This window comes from Paenibacillus sp. PDC88 (assembly GCF_900106725.1).
Classification (GTDB): Bacteria; Bacillota; Bacilli; order Paenibacillales; family Paenibacillaceae; genus Paenibacillus; species Paenibacillus shunpengii.
In genome coordinates, this window is record NZ_FNNT01000023.1 from 11,255 (window position 1) to 28,231 (window position 16,977).

17 protein-coding genes are annotated in these 16,977 nt (G+C 38.3%); 8 read left to right on the forward strand and 9 right to left on the reverse strand.

The features are described from left to right. The first annotated feature begins 28 nt into the window (after nucleotides 1–28). From BLW49_RS28115 to BLW49_RS28145, 7 genes are all read left to right on the forward strand, one after another. Nucleotides 29–1,429, forward strand: coding sequence for a hypothetical protein (locus tag BLW49_RS28115; protein WP_090728203.1), 1,401 nt, complete (start codon nucleotides 29–31; stop codon nucleotides 1,427–1,429). Continuing rightward, on the forward strand, nucleotides 1,422–2,255 hold the full coding sequence (locus tag BLW49_RS28120; RefSeq protein WP_090728205.1) for a ThiF family adenylyltransferase: 834 nt from the start codon (nucleotides 1,422–1,424) through the stop codon (nucleotides 2,253–2,255). The genes BLW49_RS28115 and BLW49_RS28120 overlap by 8 nt, the downstream gene beginning before the upstream one ends. A 319-nt stretch (nucleotides 2,256–2,574) precedes the next feature. Further along, nucleotides 2,575–3,420 (forward strand): phosphoadenosine phosphosulfate reductase domain-containing protein, encoded by an 846-nt coding sequence (locus BLW49_RS28125; protein ID WP_256209966.1) that lies wholly within the window; start codon nucleotides 2,575–2,577, stop codon nucleotides 3,418–3,420. A gap of 39 nt (nucleotides 3,421–3,459) precedes the next feature. Beyond that, nucleotides 3,460–3,840 carry a hypothetical protein gene (locus BLW49_RS28130; RefSeq protein WP_090728208.1) on the forward strand — a complete coding sequence of 127 codons (381 nt, stop codon included), beginning with the start codon at nucleotides 3,460–3,462 and terminating at the stop codon, nucleotides 3,838–3,840. A gap of 128 nt (nucleotides 3,841–3,968) precedes the next feature. Beyond that, nucleotides 3,969–4,214, forward strand: coding sequence for a type II toxin-antitoxin system HicB family antitoxin (locus BLW49_RS28135; protein ID WP_090728210.1), 246 nt, complete (start codon nucleotides 3,969–3,971; stop codon nucleotides 4,212–4,214). A gap of 155 nt (nucleotides 4,215–4,369) precedes the next feature. After that, nucleotides 4,370–4,657, forward strand: a complete 288-nt coding sequence (locus tag BLW49_RS28140; RefSeq protein WP_090728211.1) for a helix-turn-helix domain-containing protein — start codon at nucleotides 4,370–4,372, stop codon at nucleotides 4,655–4,657. Between the two features lie 66 nt (nucleotides 4,658–4,723). Then, on the forward strand, nucleotides 4,724–5,026 hold the full coding sequence (locus tag BLW49_RS28145) for a hypothetical protein (protein WP_090728213.1): 303 nt from the start codon (nucleotides 4,724–4,726) through the stop codon (nucleotides 5,024–5,026). Nucleotides 5,027–5,194: 168 nt separating this feature from the next. On the opposite strand, the gene BLW49_RS28150 is transcribed toward BLW49_RS28145, so the two are convergent. Next, nucleotides 5,195–6,142: a tyrosine-type recombinase/integrase gene (locus BLW49_RS28150; protein WP_090728215.1), complete on the reverse strand. Its 948-nt coding sequence runs from the start codon at nucleotides 6,140–6,142 to the stop codon at nucleotides 5,195–5,197. 557 nt (nucleotides 6,143–6,699) lie between these two features. Between BLW49_RS28150 and BLW49_RS28155 the strand changes: the two genes are divergently transcribed. After that, nucleotides 6,700–6,990: a hypothetical protein gene (locus tag BLW49_RS28155; RefSeq protein ID WP_090728217.1), complete on the forward strand. Its 291-nt coding sequence runs from the start codon at nucleotides 6,700–6,702 to the stop codon at nucleotides 6,988–6,990. 1,235 nt (nucleotides 6,991–8,225) lie between these two features. Here the strand turns inward: BLW49_RS28155 and BLW49_RS28170 are convergent. The 8 genes from BLW49_RS28170 to BLW49_RS28205 form a co-directional block, all read right to left on the reverse strand. Beyond that, complete coding sequence (locus BLW49_RS28170) at nucleotides 8,226–8,615, reverse strand: DUF6547 family protein (protein WP_090728222.1); 390 nt, start codon at nucleotides 8,613–8,615, stop codon at nucleotides 8,226–8,228. Between the two features lie 717 nt (nucleotides 8,616–9,332). Beyond that, entirely contained in the window at nucleotides 9,333–9,680 is a 348-nt protein-coding gene (locus tag BLW49_RS28175) for a hypothetical protein (protein WP_090728224.1), read from the reverse strand. Nucleotides 9,681–9,868: 188 nt separating this feature from the next. After that, on the reverse strand, nucleotides 9,869–10,243 hold the full coding sequence (locus tag BLW49_RS28180; RefSeq protein WP_090728226.1) for a DUF2750 domain-containing protein: 375 nt from the start codon (nucleotides 10,241–10,243) through the stop codon (nucleotides 9,869–9,871). Between the two features lie 50 nt (nucleotides 10,244–10,293). Next, a complete protein-coding gene (locus BLW49_RS28185; protein WP_090728227.1) occupies nucleotides 10,294–10,587 on the reverse strand; it encodes a hypothetical protein in 294 nt (97 codons plus the stop codon). Nucleotides 10,588–11,289: 702 nt separating this feature from the next. Continuing rightward, nucleotides 11,290–12,582, reverse strand: coding sequence for a group II intron reverse transcriptase/maturase (gene ltrA / locus BLW49_RS28190; protein WP_090728229.1), 1,293 nt, complete (start codon nucleotides 12,580–12,582; stop codon nucleotides 11,290–11,292). 1,088 nt (nucleotides 12,583–13,670) lie between these two features. After that, the gene (locus BLW49_RS28195; RefSeq protein ID WP_090728231.1) at nucleotides 13,671–14,519 is read right to left on the reverse strand and encodes an AraC family transcriptional regulator; all 849 of its coding nucleotides are present in this window, start codon (nucleotides 14,517–14,519) and stop codon (nucleotides 13,671–13,673) included. Between the two features lie 935 nt (nucleotides 14,520–15,454). After that, nucleotides 15,455–16,327 carry a M56 family metallopeptidase gene (locus BLW49_RS28200; protein ID WP_090728233.1) on the reverse strand — a complete coding sequence of 291 codons (873 nt, stop codon included), beginning with the start codon at nucleotides 16,325–16,327 and terminating at the stop codon, nucleotides 15,455–15,457. Further along, on the reverse strand, nucleotides 16,320–16,742 hold the full coding sequence (locus BLW49_RS28205; RefSeq protein WP_090728234.1) for a BlaI/MecI/CopY family transcriptional regulator: 423 nt from the start codon (nucleotides 16,740–16,742) through the stop codon (nucleotides 16,320–16,322). The genes BLW49_RS28200 and BLW49_RS28205 overlap by 8 nt, the downstream gene beginning before the upstream one ends. Nucleotides 16,743–16,977: the final 235 nt, after the last annotated feature.

Below are 16,977 nucleotides of genomic sequence, written 5' to 3' on the forward strand. Positions count from 1 at the left end.
AAAATTAGTTAAATTAGGAGGAATAAAAATGTCTAACAACAATTATGGTCAAGGTGATCTATTCTCTTATTTTGGTGATGATTTTGCTGAAGCATTAGAATATGAGGAGAAGAATAAACTACAGCATACTTCTGACCAATCTATTGAAGAAGATCATAAAGATAACCCTGCATCAGAGAGTCTTACTACTGATCCAGCAGCTGAAAAAAGTCAAGGTGAAAGCCGTCCGACGAAGCTAATCTCACTGGAATCGCGCAGAAGAGTATCAGATTCTTCCTCTAATGATGGTTGTCCTGATGCATGTTCTGATGAAGAATTAGATGACGATGAAAAAGATGCTTTAGAGGATAAGGCAAGCGATGAACAAGAAGCGGACAAGCGTGAGCTCAGTGGGGAAAGCGGAAACACTTCTGTGATCAAATCAGATGAAAAAACACCAGTTACCGCTAAGAAGGAAATAGAAAAACCAGAACTGAATTATGCTACCTTTATTTGCTACTCAGGGCTAAGCATTTCTATAACAAAATTCTTCTCTGAGGATAAGCTAGCTGGTCTTGAGCTTGAGGATGTTCGGAAACGCCTGGAAAAAGATTACCCAGAGCTTTCAAAACAGCGGACAAAAATGGATTGGGACAAGAAGAAAAATATAATTGTGCCTATGGTCACCGGTGGAAAAAAAGGGGCCCATTTTACAAATGGGATTCGTGGTTTTTATTCATCTTCTCAAGAACTCATTGAGCACCAGGAGCCAATATCCTACCTTGCTGCACAAGATGGGTACTATGAAATACGAGAGAACCTGATAGGAGTATTTATAGGGAGAACGGCTGCTGAAGAGCTGATTGAATGGGAAGGATTCTCTAAATTTAATTCAGTCTTACCCAAACATCTAGATCTTGAGCCATGCAGACCTGGATTTAAATACAAATTACCTAAGATACCCAAGCAACTCTTTGCTCAACTGGTCTCCTTTTTTATGGACTATACAGATTACGATGTCGAGGTTATGGGTGTTTTCTACTACGATATTGATCGCCAGCAGTTTATTTTGGATGTTCCTTATCAATCTGTCACCAAATATTCAGTTAACCCTTGGTACTCTGTTTATCCCGGACATGTAATTAAGGTCGCTGAAATCCATTCACATAACACGATGCGTGCAGATTTTAGTTCGATTGATGATGAAGATGAAGTAGGGACCATGTTATACGGAGTAGTTGGTAAGATCAAAAAAGGACATGCAACAGACGTGTTTTTTGATGTCAGGACTCGTGCAGGAATGGCAGGAAAGTTCATACCTATCGATCCCAAGGTATTTATTGAAGGAGAATTAACGAGTAACCGGCTAAATAATCATATCGATTATGTCGCCTATCCTAAAGACTGGGTTAAAAAGGTGACAATCATAGGAGGCAATAGAAATGATTAAACTACTTTCACTCACTCCAAACTACACATCACTTTATTATTATATAGTCTTGATTGGTGCAGGAGGGAATGGTGGATATACGGTGCAACGTCTAACTAAGATGATGAGTGCATTTAATAATGTTCCATCCTTTCTTATGATTGCTGATCCGGATACTGTAGAGGAAAAGAACATTCTGCGGCAGCCTTTTATCACGTCTGATATTGGGCTCAAGAAATCCGAGGTATTAGCTAAGCGATATGGCGGTACATATGGATTAAAGATCGGTTCTTTCTCAGATTCTTATATTGAGTCAGTAGAACAAATAGAAAAACTTTTTTCTCTGACTGATTACCGGCATAAGCCTGGACAATACATTCAAAAGGTACTTATAGGTGCTGTAGATAATGATTTTTCAAGAAACATCATGAATGATTACTTCGATCGGACGGATGATATCATTTATATTGATGCCGGCATCGAGGGGGTTTTCATGCCAAGTGAGCAGCCACAAGATCAGTGGTCTACCGAGGAACTAAAGGACCACATAGATAGTGGCTATTCCGGTCAGATTGTTGTAGGACTAAAAAAAGACGGGAAGGAGATCTTACCGCCTCTAAATGGGGTTTACCCTATAAATGCAGAAGATGCTATCCCTCCGTCTCACAACTGTGGGTTAGAGCCTTATCAACCACAACGGATGATCGCCAATGAATATGCTGCCATGCATATATCTACAGTTGTTAATGAGCTTTTTAGCTCAAATTCGATTCATATTCATGTATCAAACTTCTCAGCAAGGAATGGTAGTTGCCGTCCTATTTATGTTGAAGAGGTACAGGAATAGCCCAATTGTCTCATTTAAAAAAGGGGGCATAATAATTACCCCCTTTTTTCTACAAAGAAACACTAGGTAATTGACGAATTTTGTCTTTTTTGCTATAACTAAAGTATTACATGAGTTATAGATTTTTCTTTATCGTTGACTATTCGATAAAGAGAGAGTTAAACCGATAATCGGCTAATAAATATTTTGGGCTTAATTTGCCATGGAGAACATAGACACCGGAGGTGTCTATTTGTGTTTCTATGGCTTTTTTCTGCCTTACTGGAGGTCAAACATAATTAACGAGTACAGAGATCCTTATCAAGCTAGTGATGAATTGTTGATCCCCGTAGAGGACTGGATTGAAACTCTATGTGCTGAGCAGTTTGTGCTTCCCACACTTCCACCTGAGATGTACGCTGTGGACCTGTATGACCACTATCATATTAACTTTTCAGGGGGTGCCGACTCACTTGCACTCGCCTTGCTTATGAAGTATGGATACAAAATACCATCCGAAAAGATGGTTCTTGTCCATATGCGCGTTGATGGAAATCCGGAAGAGAAGCAACAACTCTTTGATTGGCCGCAGACCGATGAATACTTGCGATACGCAAGTGAAAAGCTGGATATTCCATTGGTCGTAATTTGGGGTGACAAGTCACTTGAAGAACGTATTCGAGATCGCAAAATGTTTCCGGATAAAAGCTGCAGATTCTGCACTTCTTATACGAAGCGAGACGTTTACGCAAAGTGGGTTCGTCAGTTCGATGACTGTAAAATTCTAATGCTTACTGGGGAACGCTCAGAAGAATCATCTGATCGAGCGAAGGAGCCAATATTTGAGTATCATCCTGCCCAGGCAACTAAAAGAAAGAATCGTGAAGTGCATTGGTTCCGACCGATCAAGAATATGCTTAAATCCCAGGTTAAGCAACTGGCCGCCAATTACAGTATTGAACTACACCCTTGTTATCAATGGGTTTCACGCTGCAGCTGTCGTTTCTGTATCTTTAATACCGCTTCGGAAATGGAGCGTGTCGCTCAGCTCTACCCTGATGATTGGGAGTACTTAAAACGTATGGAGTTACATCTTGGCCATACCATGAAAACCAAAAGGGGTAAACCAGTCCTTCTTTCTGAATTTGTGAATGAATCTCAAGTCACCATATCAGACTTCATCTGAAGAGAATCGATAGAACTAACTATAAAGGAGGCAATAAACATGCAGACAATTTTCAAAGAAAATCATAAACAACGTATGAAACCGGAGCTTATTAACCAGATGGAATCTGTAGTTAAAAGCGTTATAGTTAACGAAAAATTTCATGCAGACTTTTATTTACATGACCTTAAAGTAATGGACTCTTCCAATGGAGGAATATTTGCCTGGTATGTCTATGATTGCGGTACTCATTTAATTCAACTGAGTAATTATGATGAAGTAATCGCATTTCAAAAGGAATGGATCCAAAGCATGCCTAGCATCCGTGATAAGCATTGGAGAGATTGTTTATATGTTTGTGATACCGCCAAAAGTGAACTCAAAATCGTTAAGAGTTTTAGCGAGGGTAACTTGGTAGAGCAGCTCAAATTAGTCGTCTGACTTTGGAGGGCCTTGAGATGAGTGGAGGGTTAGCTGTCTGCAGCTAACACTTGCACTCATCAATTAGGCTGTCCAGAGTGACACCTTTTTTAATTCATAACCCCCATACCGGAAGGAGAAATTCAAAAATGTCGCAACAATTCCACAACCAAGGTTTTATTATTATGATTGAACAGGACGCAGCAGAAAAGGATTACACAGCATATATACCAGCACTTCGACTTGGAGCCAAAGGTCATACTCTTGAAGAAGTCCGCGACAATGCTCGAGACTTAATTCTTATGGAAGTCGAAGCAATGCAAAAAAGTGGAAAATCCATTCCATCTGACGACAACTGTATTGTAGAAACACTTTCAGTTTCCCTCACAGTGTAATTTTTGAAACAATAAAAGGAACGCCTTCATGCGATTGGAAGCGTTCCTTTTCAATGTTGAAATTCAAGAGTCTTGCTGCCGGTTCATCTGTGTTGTATTTCAACACAATACCTACTATACTATGGTTAAATTAAGTATAGAGGAGTAAGACAAGTATGTTATTCGGTGATTATATACGTGAACTACGAAAAGCAAGAGAACTTACACAAGACCAATTATCTAATTTGACAGGGATAAAAAAGCCTTATATAAGCCGTCTAGAAAATAATCACGATAATCCACCTAGCGAAGAGTTGTTGATTCGTCTTGCTGAAGCATTAGAAGTAGAAACGTATGAATTGATTCTTAAGGCTGGTAAAGTTCCAGAGGATTTCAAAAATCTTATAATTTATGATCCCGAGGTATATACATTCCTGGTTAAAAAAATTAAACAAAGTAAATGAAAAAATATATAAAAAACAACCAGATAATAAGGTGCTTTTATCTGGTTGAAACAATAGGAAGCATTTATGCTGAAAAAGATAAACTTCAGAGGCTCAGATTATTTCATACATAAAATTAAATATCCGGACAATAAGAATACTTGTATCATTCTAGACCCTAATGAGCAGCTTAGAAATAATGAAGATTTATACGTAGTCTCCGTTAACCTTGATTTAGGGGAGCCATTTCTTGATTTTATCCCATTTGATGTTAATAAACTACCTATGTCCTTGATGTCTGATCTTATTGAAATGGAAGTATTGGCAGCCCCAACTCACCAAGTGAAGTCCGGTTTTGTTACATACCCACTTTGTAAAGTATTAATTTAATTCAGACAGTGATTGTTACCATTACTGAACTTTACATGCATTCAGCGATCGCGATCAGCTGCTATTCTCCTATAAATTGATCCTTGAAATGATGAAATCTGCATTTACTCGCGAAAGAATAATAGACTTTGATGTAAGAGCAACCTGCATATAGACCGGTTGCTCTTTCTAAACTTGCTTTTTTTCTTTTGATGTTATGATGGAAGGGATCGAAGGTTTTATTTTATGCATTGCTCTTTCCTTCACCTCATCCATAACGTGAGTATATATTTGAGTTGTAGAAATGGACTCATGACCAAGAAGATCCTGTACTGCACGAAGATCAGCCCCATTCCGTAAGAGATCCGTCGCGAATGAATGTCTAAATTTATGGGCAGATAAAGACATTCCGGAAAACTGAGGATACTCTGCTATAAGTGCATCAAAAGTTTTTTCTGCGATAGTCTGCACCATTCGCTTGCTAATACGCCTGCGAAATTGAGAAACAAAGAAAGCAGGCTCCTTGCTATTCCAGGGAGTGATTCGTTCCGTCAAGTATAACTCTAACAGTTGATTTAACTCAGCTGGAAGAGGGATATATCTCCATTTCCCCCCTTTACCTAAGACACCAATATTTGAGTTATCTTTATCATAATTAACTATATCTAATCTAACTATCTCGCTTACACGAAGTCCAGCGTACGCCATTAAAGCGACGATCGTAATATCCCTTAATTGATGTCTTCCTTTAATGAGCTCTAGGGAGGCATCTAAAAACTGCTTTTGGAGGTAGGTAGGTTGCCTTTTCTTTTCAACTTTTGCTTTTTCAATGTCCAATGTAGGATTATGATCTATTACTCGGAATCTAACCATCACTTTATAAAATAATCGAATTGCTGACTGACACCGATTTCGGTAGCGTGCTCCTGCACCATTTTCTCTAACCTGGGTGAGATAGGTCATAATTTCAATATCCGTAACATCATTGATGGGTTTATCATCTAAACTTAGGAGAAAATGCTTTAAATCATGAAGATAAGCATTTTGGGTATCTTTCGAATATTCACGATCCTTCATATAGGAAACAAACAGCCTTACTTCTCGATCGTAACGCTCGAATATTTCTATATAACCCATTAACTCACATCCTAGAATTCGTTTTAAATCAAAATTGCATTAAATGCTAATTTAATGCAATTTTATTATAGCAAAGTGAGGTTATTTATAAAAGAACATGTTGCGATTTTGAGAAACTAGTAAACTGAATCAAGAAGATGTAGTTGTTTTAAAATAAAATGAATATATGACATAAGGAGAATGTAATCACATTCAAGAGAAAAACAGCTAGACGAAGTCTTTTATGATATCTTTGCTTATTCTGAGATGAAATTAATGATAAAAAGAGCGTTATTATTCTCTGTGAATTATTCTGAAGGATGATTAAAGGTGAAAAAGAACAGCAGTTTCTGTTATTGGTGGTTATGCATGAAGTCATTCAACTTTCATAGACGGTTATATGTTAAGGGGAGTGGGACTGAAGAAGAAAGAGGTTGCAAAAGTGGCAAACGAAAGAGATATTGATGCATATGGTCTTTCATTTTAGAAAAGATCAAACTAGGAATAGGCTCAGTTATATGCACGGTTCTAATATTTTGATCATATGCTTATTTATAATGTGCTGGAGGGGATACCATTTGAGCAACGATTATAAAGATGAGGCATGTGAATTTCAGCGTATGCTACAAAAATTTAAGGAATCTTTATATAAGCTCGAAAATATGGAAACGATGGTGAGTGATCCAATGTTGAAAACCATGGTTAGTGAAGCGATATTAAACCACCACCAAATAATCGATGTGATTTTAGAATCCTCGAATACTCAAAATATGGACCGAATTCAATTAATGAATCATTTAGATAATCTAATTAAATGTCATGATAACGTATTTCTTTATGCCATCGATCATGGATTAATGGATGTATGAAAATACATTTTTGAGATTTTTCGTTTAACACAAATACCCATGTATCAACCTCCTGTTAATAAGGGGGTTGATACAAGTTCTTATCCTTGGTTCAGGAAATGAATTTGTACCGATTGCCGAAATGGCAAGAAGAACTAACTAACTTAACATAATATTTATTACGTAAACAACAATACATATTCACCAAAGGTGGATTTTGTACACATGTATATATATATATATTATGCATTTTTTTTTTTTCTTTCATTGTTTTGTTTGTTGTTGTTGTTGTTGCTAATGATTACTTCATGACTGAAGTCATCAATAATATTGCAATAAGGACAGTTAATCAAACGGGCACCTCCAGATTAAAAAATGAATTAGATATCTGTCTAATCGGAAATCGGACTATGTTCATGTCCATTTCGGTAATCGGTACAAGTTATTGTCCCTCGACAAAAGTCGTCTTTCAATGTAATTTACATATACTGTATATTGTGTTAAGTTTAATCTGGAGGTGTGACATGTTCATATATTGGGTTATTGGTTTAGGGGTTATCAGTTCCTTAATTCTAAATTGGTCATTCAAAAAATTTTTGAATATAAAACCAACATTTACGGATACCATGATCCTAACCCTATTTTTACTTGGAGTTGGATATCTCTTTGAGGTTTTATTTAAATACCAATCAGACCCTTTTGTTGCTCTCATGACTATTATCATTTCACTTATACTTGCATTCCGTCGTTATAAGGAAATAAAGAAAATCATTGTTCAATCTTAAATCAATCTACAAAGCCAGACCTTCTAACAACAAGGTGCTATTTGTTTTCCTTAAAATACATCCTTATTTTTGTGAGGTGCAACAATGTTTCTTTATTGGTTGTTAGGTCTAGGAGCTTTAAGTTGGCTAGTTCTAAGATGGTACTTCAAAAGAACACCTTTGTTTGCCGATGTAGTTATATTAACTTTAATACTTCTTGCCGCTTCTTCATTAATTCAAGACATAATCAGAAGGCAAGATATGTTTCAATCTTGGATGTTTATTATTGCTTCAGTATTTTTAGGAATTAGTCGATACCAACATTATAAGAGCAACATTAAGGAATAAAGACCTCATAAGAGGTTTTTTTATTTTATTAGCCTGCCCGTAGCTAGCTTAGGCTTAATGAGCAAGGAGCAGCTGCCAATCAGCAAACTGCCCCATGCGCTATTTTCGACTAACGTTTTCCGTTAGTTGAACGAAAAATATTCATTAATCATTTAGATCAGGCCAAATATCACCCTCTTTTCGGGATACCCAATCATAATGCATACCAGAGTCAAACGGCTCGGTTGCTAACTTAATATCATTTTTATAAATCTCAAGTCCCCCAATACTGATCTGATCAGTCAGATAGACAAGTACATCATGAATTCCACTTTCACGTGCAGATTGGGCAATAAGAGCAAACACCTCTTTTTGTTCTGTAGACAACTCACTCAAAACCTTATTAATTTCTTCATTTTCATTTGTATTAGGCCAGGAATTTTGTTTGATCCATTCAGAAAGGACACATTCTCGGATTTCAACTAAATCATCGATAAACTCTTTATAAAGTTCCACTGCTTGCTTTTCCATCTCTTTAAACACCATCCAATTCATTGAAATTTATGTCCTTGAACTATTTGAACAAAGGAACTGTTAATTTTGACTTTTGACTGTACAAGTATCTAAGGAAGCTAACAAAGGAATCTGAGCATACACTAATTTCGTCTAAATCCATTCTGATAAATGAAACTTCCACTATTGCCATCTCTGTATTTCTCGTGTCAAATGCATAAGCGATATCACTATCATTTGAACCAAAGTATTAAAACCTCTGCAAATTCTTTTACCGCATACCCATCATTGATTACAAATAGTCCTTCTATGGCCAAAGTACAAGATATGAATTACCTACTTCCCTTTCCCCACCGTTATCAATTTCCATAAACTAAATATACCTATTTTATAAGAATAATCGTTTCTTTTAGAACAGGAAGGTGAAGGTAAGATCGTGTGCATTCAACATTCTTTAACTCCTTCACGAGTAAAAGGCACACCCCCTATATGTTCTTTAATATCCTAGCAGATCCTTTATAAAAAGAGGGAACGTTGATTAGTAGTATTTCGAAATACTAAATTCCGGTATGTACTCTTCATCGAGTCCATTTTTTTTGAAATTGAATTTCTTACTTAGCATTTGTCTAAGTATATCTAAGCTTCGTGATCTATACTACGGAAGTATTTACGAAGCATTAAACTAACCTGCCTGTTAGCTTAAAGAAGGCAGCCAATCGCATCGGTTGGCTGCCTTCTTGTTTTGTTGATTCCTTTTTATTATCTTCTCACACCGTAACTGATGATTTCTTTTGTATCAGCATTAAGAAATACTTGAATGGGACCTAAAATAAGATCACTGGTTGTTTTGAAAGTCACTTTGTACAGGTTATCAACTTGAGGTGGTTGACCGCCGTTTTGTACTGTCGGCAGCTCGCTCAACTCCACTTCTGCAACATTTGCTGATCTCCAGTCACCTTTTACTTCTTCTTTAGCACTTTCAGTAAGGCTATTCCAGGCTACTTCACGAAGAACCGAAACATCGCTAATTTTGTTCTCCTCATTTGAACATCCAATAGAACTCATTATCACCAAAAGAAAAGCTAGGAACACCAAAATATTCTTCATGTATACTCCCCCATATTCTTGTTGTCATAATATAGACGAAATGAAAAGATTGATAGTTCCGTAGCTTCTCAACAATCAAATATTTTGTTCAACTAACCTGCCCGTTAGCTTAACAAAAGGAGCAGCTGCCACCGGCAAACTGCTCCTTTCTATTTTCGACTAACGTTTCCCGTTAGCGTAACGTTAGTTCAATACTTTTCAAGTTCTTGATCCAAATCGTTTAGCAGTACGTTAACCGTAAGAACAGCTGAATCATTTCTATTCCAGAAAATTGATGGCTTATACTGGTCTTCCTCAATACCTGGTAACCACTCATTGATAAACTCATCTAAAGAGATACTCTGTGCTTTATAATTAGACCACTCTTCAAAAGCACAATATTCCGCAAATTCTCTCTTTGGCCAGAATGGAATCATCATGCTTCCATCATCGTCTGAAGTCATTGCCCATCCTTCCTCATACAATCCCCAAACTTCTTCAAAATCAACAACCTTCTTAATAAAATACTCGTATCGAATATTCGCGGGAAGTTTTATAACTGCTTCGAATTCTTTATGATTCAAAATTATCTTCTCCTAGTGATTAAACTAAAGTTTCCCGATAGCTTAACAAATTATTTAAATGTTATTATTGGGTTCAGTTCTAGCATCCAAACTTTAAATTGGCTGTCTTTGAACTTTTCAGCTCCCGTATTTTGGTAAACCTCATAAATATCCACAACTACATTTATCGTATCCTCATCTGTTCTATTAAATAAGTCATCATTATCGCTCCTCCAGTTTGACCAGAAAGAGTGACACCAATTTGCGAATTCCAAATGAGTAAATTGGTTTTCCTTCCTTAAGAGAAAAGTCAAAAGCGACTCTAAATGATCACGAGTGAACGGAATTGTGCTCAATATCCCCATAATACTCTCCTTTGTAGTTATAAAAATTTATGTGTCTGTACCTTAATATTATACTATCCCTTCTCTTTGTTGAATGAAGGCAGCCAATCTTGTTTATTGCTGCCATCTGATTCAATTTAATTAACGTTTCCCTTTAGCTTAATGAAAGTTTAATCAAATTTGTAAGCAAACCTTAGTGGAAAAAGTCGTGTTAAAGTAGTATCGAACAAACATTCAGAAAAGGAGTGAGCACAATTAAATCACAATTTCAGATTCTGGCTGTCTTATTCTTAGGTGTTTGTTTAGTAATCAGTTCATGGTTAATTTCAGATGCTATTAAAAATCAACCAAGTATTCAAATACCAGATAATAAGGTTACCACTAATAAGTACGAATTTATCCCTATATCAGAAAATCATTATATTATTTTCGATACTGAATTTGGCACTTATTTAGAAAAAAGGGATAACTCTGAAGAGTGGACTATAATCTCGCCTTAATAAATATAATTCCATATGTAAATTTAAAAATATTATGAAGTGAGCCCGGTAGCCATTAAGGAGGTAGCAATGCAAAACGACAAAAATATTAATTGGTTTGTTTTAGGAGATGCTGCCCATTACTAGAGTAAAGGGCTGGGTAAACCAGCCCCTCCTCATCAAACCGTACGTGAGGTTTTCCCTCATACGGCTTTCCGATGTTCGTCATTCATGTGCATACAGATTACAAAAGCGTTTTGAGTCCACATTGACTCGCCATGCTCCTCACTTCTTGGACTGCACTTTGCCACCGAGAACGTTGTCTTTTCTTTGCATACCACTTTGCCAAACGCAGCACAATGTACCAATCTAACTTCGCCATTTTTCGTTGGCTGTAGGACGTGTGGTAGTAATTGCGCCACCCCTGAATCTTCGGGTTCAGCCAACCTATATGCTCCACGAGTGACTTGTGTCTCTGGCTGGACGGAGCTAAACGCTCTTTTACCACTTCCCGGATGCGTTCCTCCGCTTTCCGGCACAGCCACTGCTGCGTGGTGTAGTACACTCTTCCGGAGGATGTCTCAGCTTTCGTCTTGCGATGATGCATGCCTAGAAAATCAAACCCTTCTTCTCCTGTCCATAATCCTACGATCCGCGTTTTTGTCGGATGCAAGGTCAGTTCCAGACGCTCCATAATCGCACGTATGAGTGCATACGCCCGATCTGCATCTTTCTTCGTTTTGCATACGACAACGAAGTCATCCGCGTAACGCGTAAGTTCCCCATTTTCACTGCCATGTCGTTCCCACAGAATATCAAAATAATTCAAATAGATATTCGCTAGCAGGGGGGATATCACACCACCTTGTGGTGTACCCAGATCGGATCGCCTGATCTTTCCTTCCTCCATCACTCCCGCGTTCAGCCACTTCCTTACCAGCTTCAGGACGCGCCTGTCGCTGATTCGCATCTCTACCAGTTTCATCAGTTTCTCTTGGTTGATGTTGTCGAAGTAACCTTGGATGTCGACGTCGACCACCCAATTTCCTTTTCGGTTGCAGGCTTTTCGGATTCGGTCCAGTGCCCCTTTCGCACTTCGTTTTGGACGGAACCCAAATGAGGATTCCTGAAAGTCCGCTTCAAAGATCGGTTCCATGACCAGTTTCGCTGCCATCTGGATGACGCGGTCTCGGACGGTTGGGATGCCCAGCGGTCTTTGCTTCCCGTCTTTCTTCGGAATGTAGTGCCGGAGAACGGGCTGTGGATGGTATTTGTTTTCCTTCAAGCGTCGTTGGCATTCGTACAGGAATAATGCTTCTCCCTTTTCCTCAATATCCGAAAAGGTTTCTCCATCGACGCCAGCCGATCCTTTGTTAGCTCGTACTCTCCGCCAGGCTTCCTCTAATACATCCATTCGATAGACCTTGTCATACAACGCGTGGAATCTGCGCTTCTTGTTTTCCTTGGCCGCATGACCTAGTTTCTTCTGGAGTTGTTGAACGTTTTCCTTTGGTGTCGTTAGCCGTTTGGCATTCACTAATTCGTACCTCCTAAAAAAAAAAACATGAACAAAGCAGGGCTCCTTCCCTCCTGCAGGTTGTGTTGTCCTGCAGTTCCTCAGTATTATGAGCCCCTCGGACTCCCTTCCTGCAAGTAGATCATTTCGTCTTTTGGACTTATAGACCACTTTGTTACGGTTTCAAAAAAAAATTCCGTGCAGAGGAGGGTCTCCCCAGTTCACTGCATCTTCTTTCATATCATGCCGATCCCCTTACGCCGGAGGATTCTTCACTGCCGCTCCAAGTTCTTAGCAGTTTCCATGCCTTCACCCATTAAGCCGGGGTTCGGCTTCCCCTTGTCCCTCTTGCGAGGCCTTTTTGACGACGCGGCAGGATTCACTTGATGTTACGGCCTGATATGTTGCTCGCCCTGTCTCCGACAGATACTTTTGTCGATACGCTTCTACGCACAGTTTTCACCGTACGTAGGTATCCTAGCTACACAGGGGCTTGGCCCCTCCCGTGACCGGACTTTCACCGGTTAGAAGATGCGTGCTTAGCTGGGCACGCGCTTAACGAAAAAGGAGCAGCTGCCAACCGGCGAACTGCTCCATGCTACTTTGAATTAACGTTTCCCGTTAGCTCGCTTGTTGTATACTTCGTACCTTGATGAAATAAAATCCAGCCACCGAAGCCAATAATAAATGGAGAAGATAAGGGATGTACCCTGGCAAAATCTCATTAACCCTTACAATCTGGTCAATCAATAAATAACTCCATATCAACTGATAAATCAGATTACAAAGTAGGATAGTTTTAAGTATTCCTACTCTGGCCATCCATTCTTTCGAGCACAAGACATACCCTATTGCAACCTCAATAAAACAGTAAACTAATCCGATCGGTGCTAACCTCCAACCCCAAAGATATTCAAGTATTGGTGGGAAATATAACAAGCCATGGACAATTGTTAATGTACCAAGTATTCGGAAATGAATGATGTGTATAACAGTTCCTCCTTTCAGCTATCGTTTCCCGTTAACGTAATGAAGCTGCCGATCGTGGCGGCAGCTTCATCCTTGGTTGTGTACGATGGAACTAATGCTCATCGTCGTTAGTCCTATCATTACTTTTTCTTTACTGGTATCCAGATCTCACCCTGTGTATGCCCTGGCATTCCATAATACATTTCGAATTGAGGACCCTCAACCTGTTCGAATCCAGATGTCGGGAACCATTCGGTATACACCCGTTCCCATAGTTTTTGTAAATCACATTGCGGCTCAGGAAAAATAGCCCATGTTAAAGCTGGAACAGAAAGCTTTGTAAATCTCTTCGGAATTTCAAGTCCCCTCGGTAGATGATAGCATACCATGTACTTGAATGATTCTCCCGTATGGTCATATAAGGCAGCGTGCAGCACCGTATTACCAAACCGCCCCAGCAACTCGTTCATTATATCCACACTGCCGTCCTCATCACATTGTTTACGGAACTGAGGAACATCAGTAAATGCCGTTTGCAAATCCTGACTAACATGACCATAAACGCCGAACATCTCAAAAGCTCCTCTTTGTTCTATCCGGTAATTCATCTCGACATCTCCTCTTATTGAGATATGAAAGGACATTCGAGGATAGGCTTTTAAGGAAACGCCTTTATCGCGCGCAGATATCGGCATGATCCCATGGAGATTCTTGAACGCCCGTGCGAACGCTTCCGGCGATTGGTATCCATATTTCATGGCAACATCGATCACCCTTGCATCGGTTGTCTGCAGTTCAAAAGCCGCCAATGTCAAACGTCGACGTCGGATGTACTCGGATAAGGAGATTCCGGTGATGAACGGGAACATTCGTTGAAAATGATACGTAGAGCAACAGGCGATCTGCGCTATGTCATGATATGAGATATTGTCAGCCAAATTCGTTTCGATATAATCCATGGCGCTTTTCATCCTCTCCAACCAATCCATCGCTCTCCCTCCTTTCGAGTTAAATACTATCGCATATAAAAATGACTTTCCGTGCATTTCCTGCACCAAATTGTCAGCATCGTTCGCATCCCCTGAAGACCGATTCCAACTAATCTTGTCTAATTAAGTTCTCCCTCGTCACTACGTTAACCTGCCCTTTAGCTTAATGAATAGCTGTAAAATTCATTTAGATATCTATCTAATCGGCAATAGGTACAAGTTCTTGTCCCTCCTCAGCTTTTTCCAGTGACTAAATAGCGTTTTTTTGATAATTATTGACTGTTGGTTTCTTCCCCTAGAGGCAGTCGCTCCATTTAAAGACGAAAAATGTCCTGTTTCATTGTATTTATCGTGGCTCAAACTTATATGCGCTCCTATTTATATATTTATCTAATCGGCAATCGGATCAAGTTCTTGTCCTTGGCCTGGGACAAGAACTTGTACCGATAAAATAAAAAAGCCGCTAAATTAGCGACTTTGAATGGGAACATGTTCTTGTCCCCCGACAATTATCGTTCTAATTGAAGGCGGCATTTATATTACGCATTTCTCATGATGAATTTTATTGGTGATAAAATGATCATTTATTATAACGGCAAATATCACGAAGGTATTGTCCAACAACCAAATGAAAAAAATTGACTAACGTCTAAAATGATACTAAAGTATATTAGCTTTTTTCGTTCTATTGCGCGATTTTCTTGAACTTGAGATCAAGTTATACTTTACCTTAGATAAGGAGCCACGCTGTTAAGCTGCGACCTTTCTTCGTTACCCACGTTATGCTCCGTCTCGTTTACCGCGCTCACTTAACCAAACCTAATGAATTTATATCCTCAATAATCAGTCTAGCTTGCGGAGAAGATTATTATTCACATTTCTATCAATGATGACTTAAAGTCATTGAAGTTACAAGCTTTCACTTAGATATATTTTTAGGTACAGTTGATAATCAGAATTATTATTCCCATAATTAATGGCGTGATCAAAGAGATAAGAATCGTATGTTTATCTAAAATAGGAATGATCAGCTTAGCATCAGGAGTGAGAATCTGTTGTAGACGATAATTTATAGCTACATGAGCAAGATGCACACCTTTAAATAGTGGTTCACTTTTATGCTCCTTGATCAAATTCAATAAAACGTTCCCTATCTGTCTTCTACTCTTCATCTGTTCTATTACATATTGATCTGCTTTTAATTCCATTTGGATTTCATAGTAGTTAACTAAACTTTTTATCACCGGCAGAAAAACATAACATTCAGAGAGTATTTTTAAAATAACCGTATAAAAGGGATGTCGTTTAAAACAATGATAGTATTCGTGGTAAATGATTGCCCTGATTTCCTCATCATTAAACTGATCTAACAGACTTGTGGAAAGAATAATGTCGGATTTGAAGAATCCAGCTGACATTGCTATTTTGTTTGGATTTGATATCACTTTTATTTTTATATTTAATGACTTGTATTTTTCTGAGTACTCAGTAGATAAATCCAACTCCTCCATTTGGAAAAAGAGTTCCTTCATACCCTTATAGCGAAAATATTGATTAAATACTTGATAACCAAGCGTAACAACTGAAAAGGTGATAAAAGCATTAATGATCATTTCGGCAGTTACATGATTAACAAATACACCTGTAAATGTAGCTTGAAGCAATAGAATTATATTATGATTACTTGGCACATCTTGAAGTTGATGGTATATAACATAGCCCATCTGAAAAAGAACCAAACTGCAAATAGCTATCCCTACTACTACTGCCCGCTTTGGATCAAACAGTATTTTCGAATAACTATTCATTTTTTAGTTCCTTCAATTTGTTCTCTAATTGTTGAATTAAATCAGGATCCGCTTTGTCTAGACTATCAATTAAATTACGAACCATATATGAGCCAAAATCAGCAATTAGTCCATTAGTAACCGCTTGGGTTTGCTCCTGGATAAATTCTTCTTTTGTTGTGGGGGCAGAAAAATAAGTTAATCTTGTTCTGCCCCTGCCACTTGATTCCTTTATTAAATATTCTTTATCAGTTAGTCTTGTCATAACTGTCATGATTGCGTTCAGTGAGATAGGGGATTCAGCGTTTATTAATTCATGAACTTGTTTAATCGTCATTTTCCCGTTGCTCCACAATATCTCCATTATTTTAGCCTCTAACGAACCAAAAAATTTATTGATACCTTCTTCATCTAGATGGAATCTCTTTACTCGCATATTTTCGCTACCTCTTTCAGAAGAGTTTCATTTATTTCTAAATTAATGTTTCTAACTACAAACTATAGTTTAAACTATTTTAAGTCGTATGCCAATTTAACTAAGCAGCCACAATACTATATAAGACCCGTTTTCCAAATAATCGAGTAGGAGGCTACCCATTAATTGAGTAGCCGACCTCTCACACCACCGTACGTACCGTTCGGTATACGGCGGTTCAACCGCTTAAGTGCAA

Bases quoted from the DNA above. Each gene is read 5' to 3' on its own strand.
- BLW49_RS28115 (WP_090728203.1), top strand. From the start codon at position 29: ATGTCTAACAACAATTATGGTCAAGGTGATCTATTCTCTTATTTTGGT.
- BLW49_RS28120 (WP_090728205.1), top strand. From the start codon at position 1,422: ATGATTAAACTACTTTCACTCACTCCAAACTACACATCACTTTATTAT.
- BLW49_RS28130 (WP_090728208.1), top strand. From the start codon at position 3,460: ATGCAGACAATTTTCAAAGAAAATCATAAACAACGTATGAAACCGGAG.
- BLW49_RS28135 (WP_090728210.1), top strand. From the start codon at position 3,969: ATGTCGCAACAATTCCACAACCAAGGTTTTATTATTATGATTGAACAG.
- BLW49_RS28140 (WP_090728211.1), top strand. From the start codon at position 4,370: ATGTTATTCGGTGATTATATACGTGAACTACGAAAAGCAAGAGAACTT.
- BLW49_RS28145 (WP_090728213.1), top strand. From the start codon at position 4,724: ATGCTGAAAAAGATAAACTTCAGAGGCTCAGATTATTTCATACATAAA.
- BLW49_RS28150 (WP_090728215.1), bottom strand. From the start codon at position 6,142: ATGGGTTATATAGAAATATTCGAGCGTTACGATCGAGAAGTAAGGCTG.
- BLW49_RS28170 (WP_090728222.1), bottom strand. From the start codon at position 8,615: ATGAATTGGATGGTGTTTAAAGAGATGGAAAAGCAAGCAGTGGAACTT.
- BLW49_RS28175 (WP_090728224.1), bottom strand. From the start codon at position 9,680: ATGAAGAATATTTTGGTGTTCCTAGCTTTTCTTTTGGTGATAATGAGT.
- BLW49_RS28185 (WP_090728227.1), bottom strand. From the start codon at position 10,587: ATGGGGATATTGAGCACAATTCCGTTCACTCGTGATCATTTAGAGTCG.
- BLW49_RS28195 (WP_090728231.1), bottom strand. From the start codon at position 14,519: ATGGATTGGTTGGAGAGGATGAAAAGCGCCATGGATTATATCGAAACG.
- BLW49_RS28200 (WP_090728233.1), bottom strand. From the start codon at position 16,327: ATGAATAGTTATTCGAAAATACTGTTTGATCCAAAGCGGGCAGTAGTA.
- BLW49_RS28205 (WP_090728234.1), bottom strand. From the start codon at position 16,742: ATGCGAGTAAAGAGATTCCATCTAGATGAAGAAGGTATCAATAAATTT.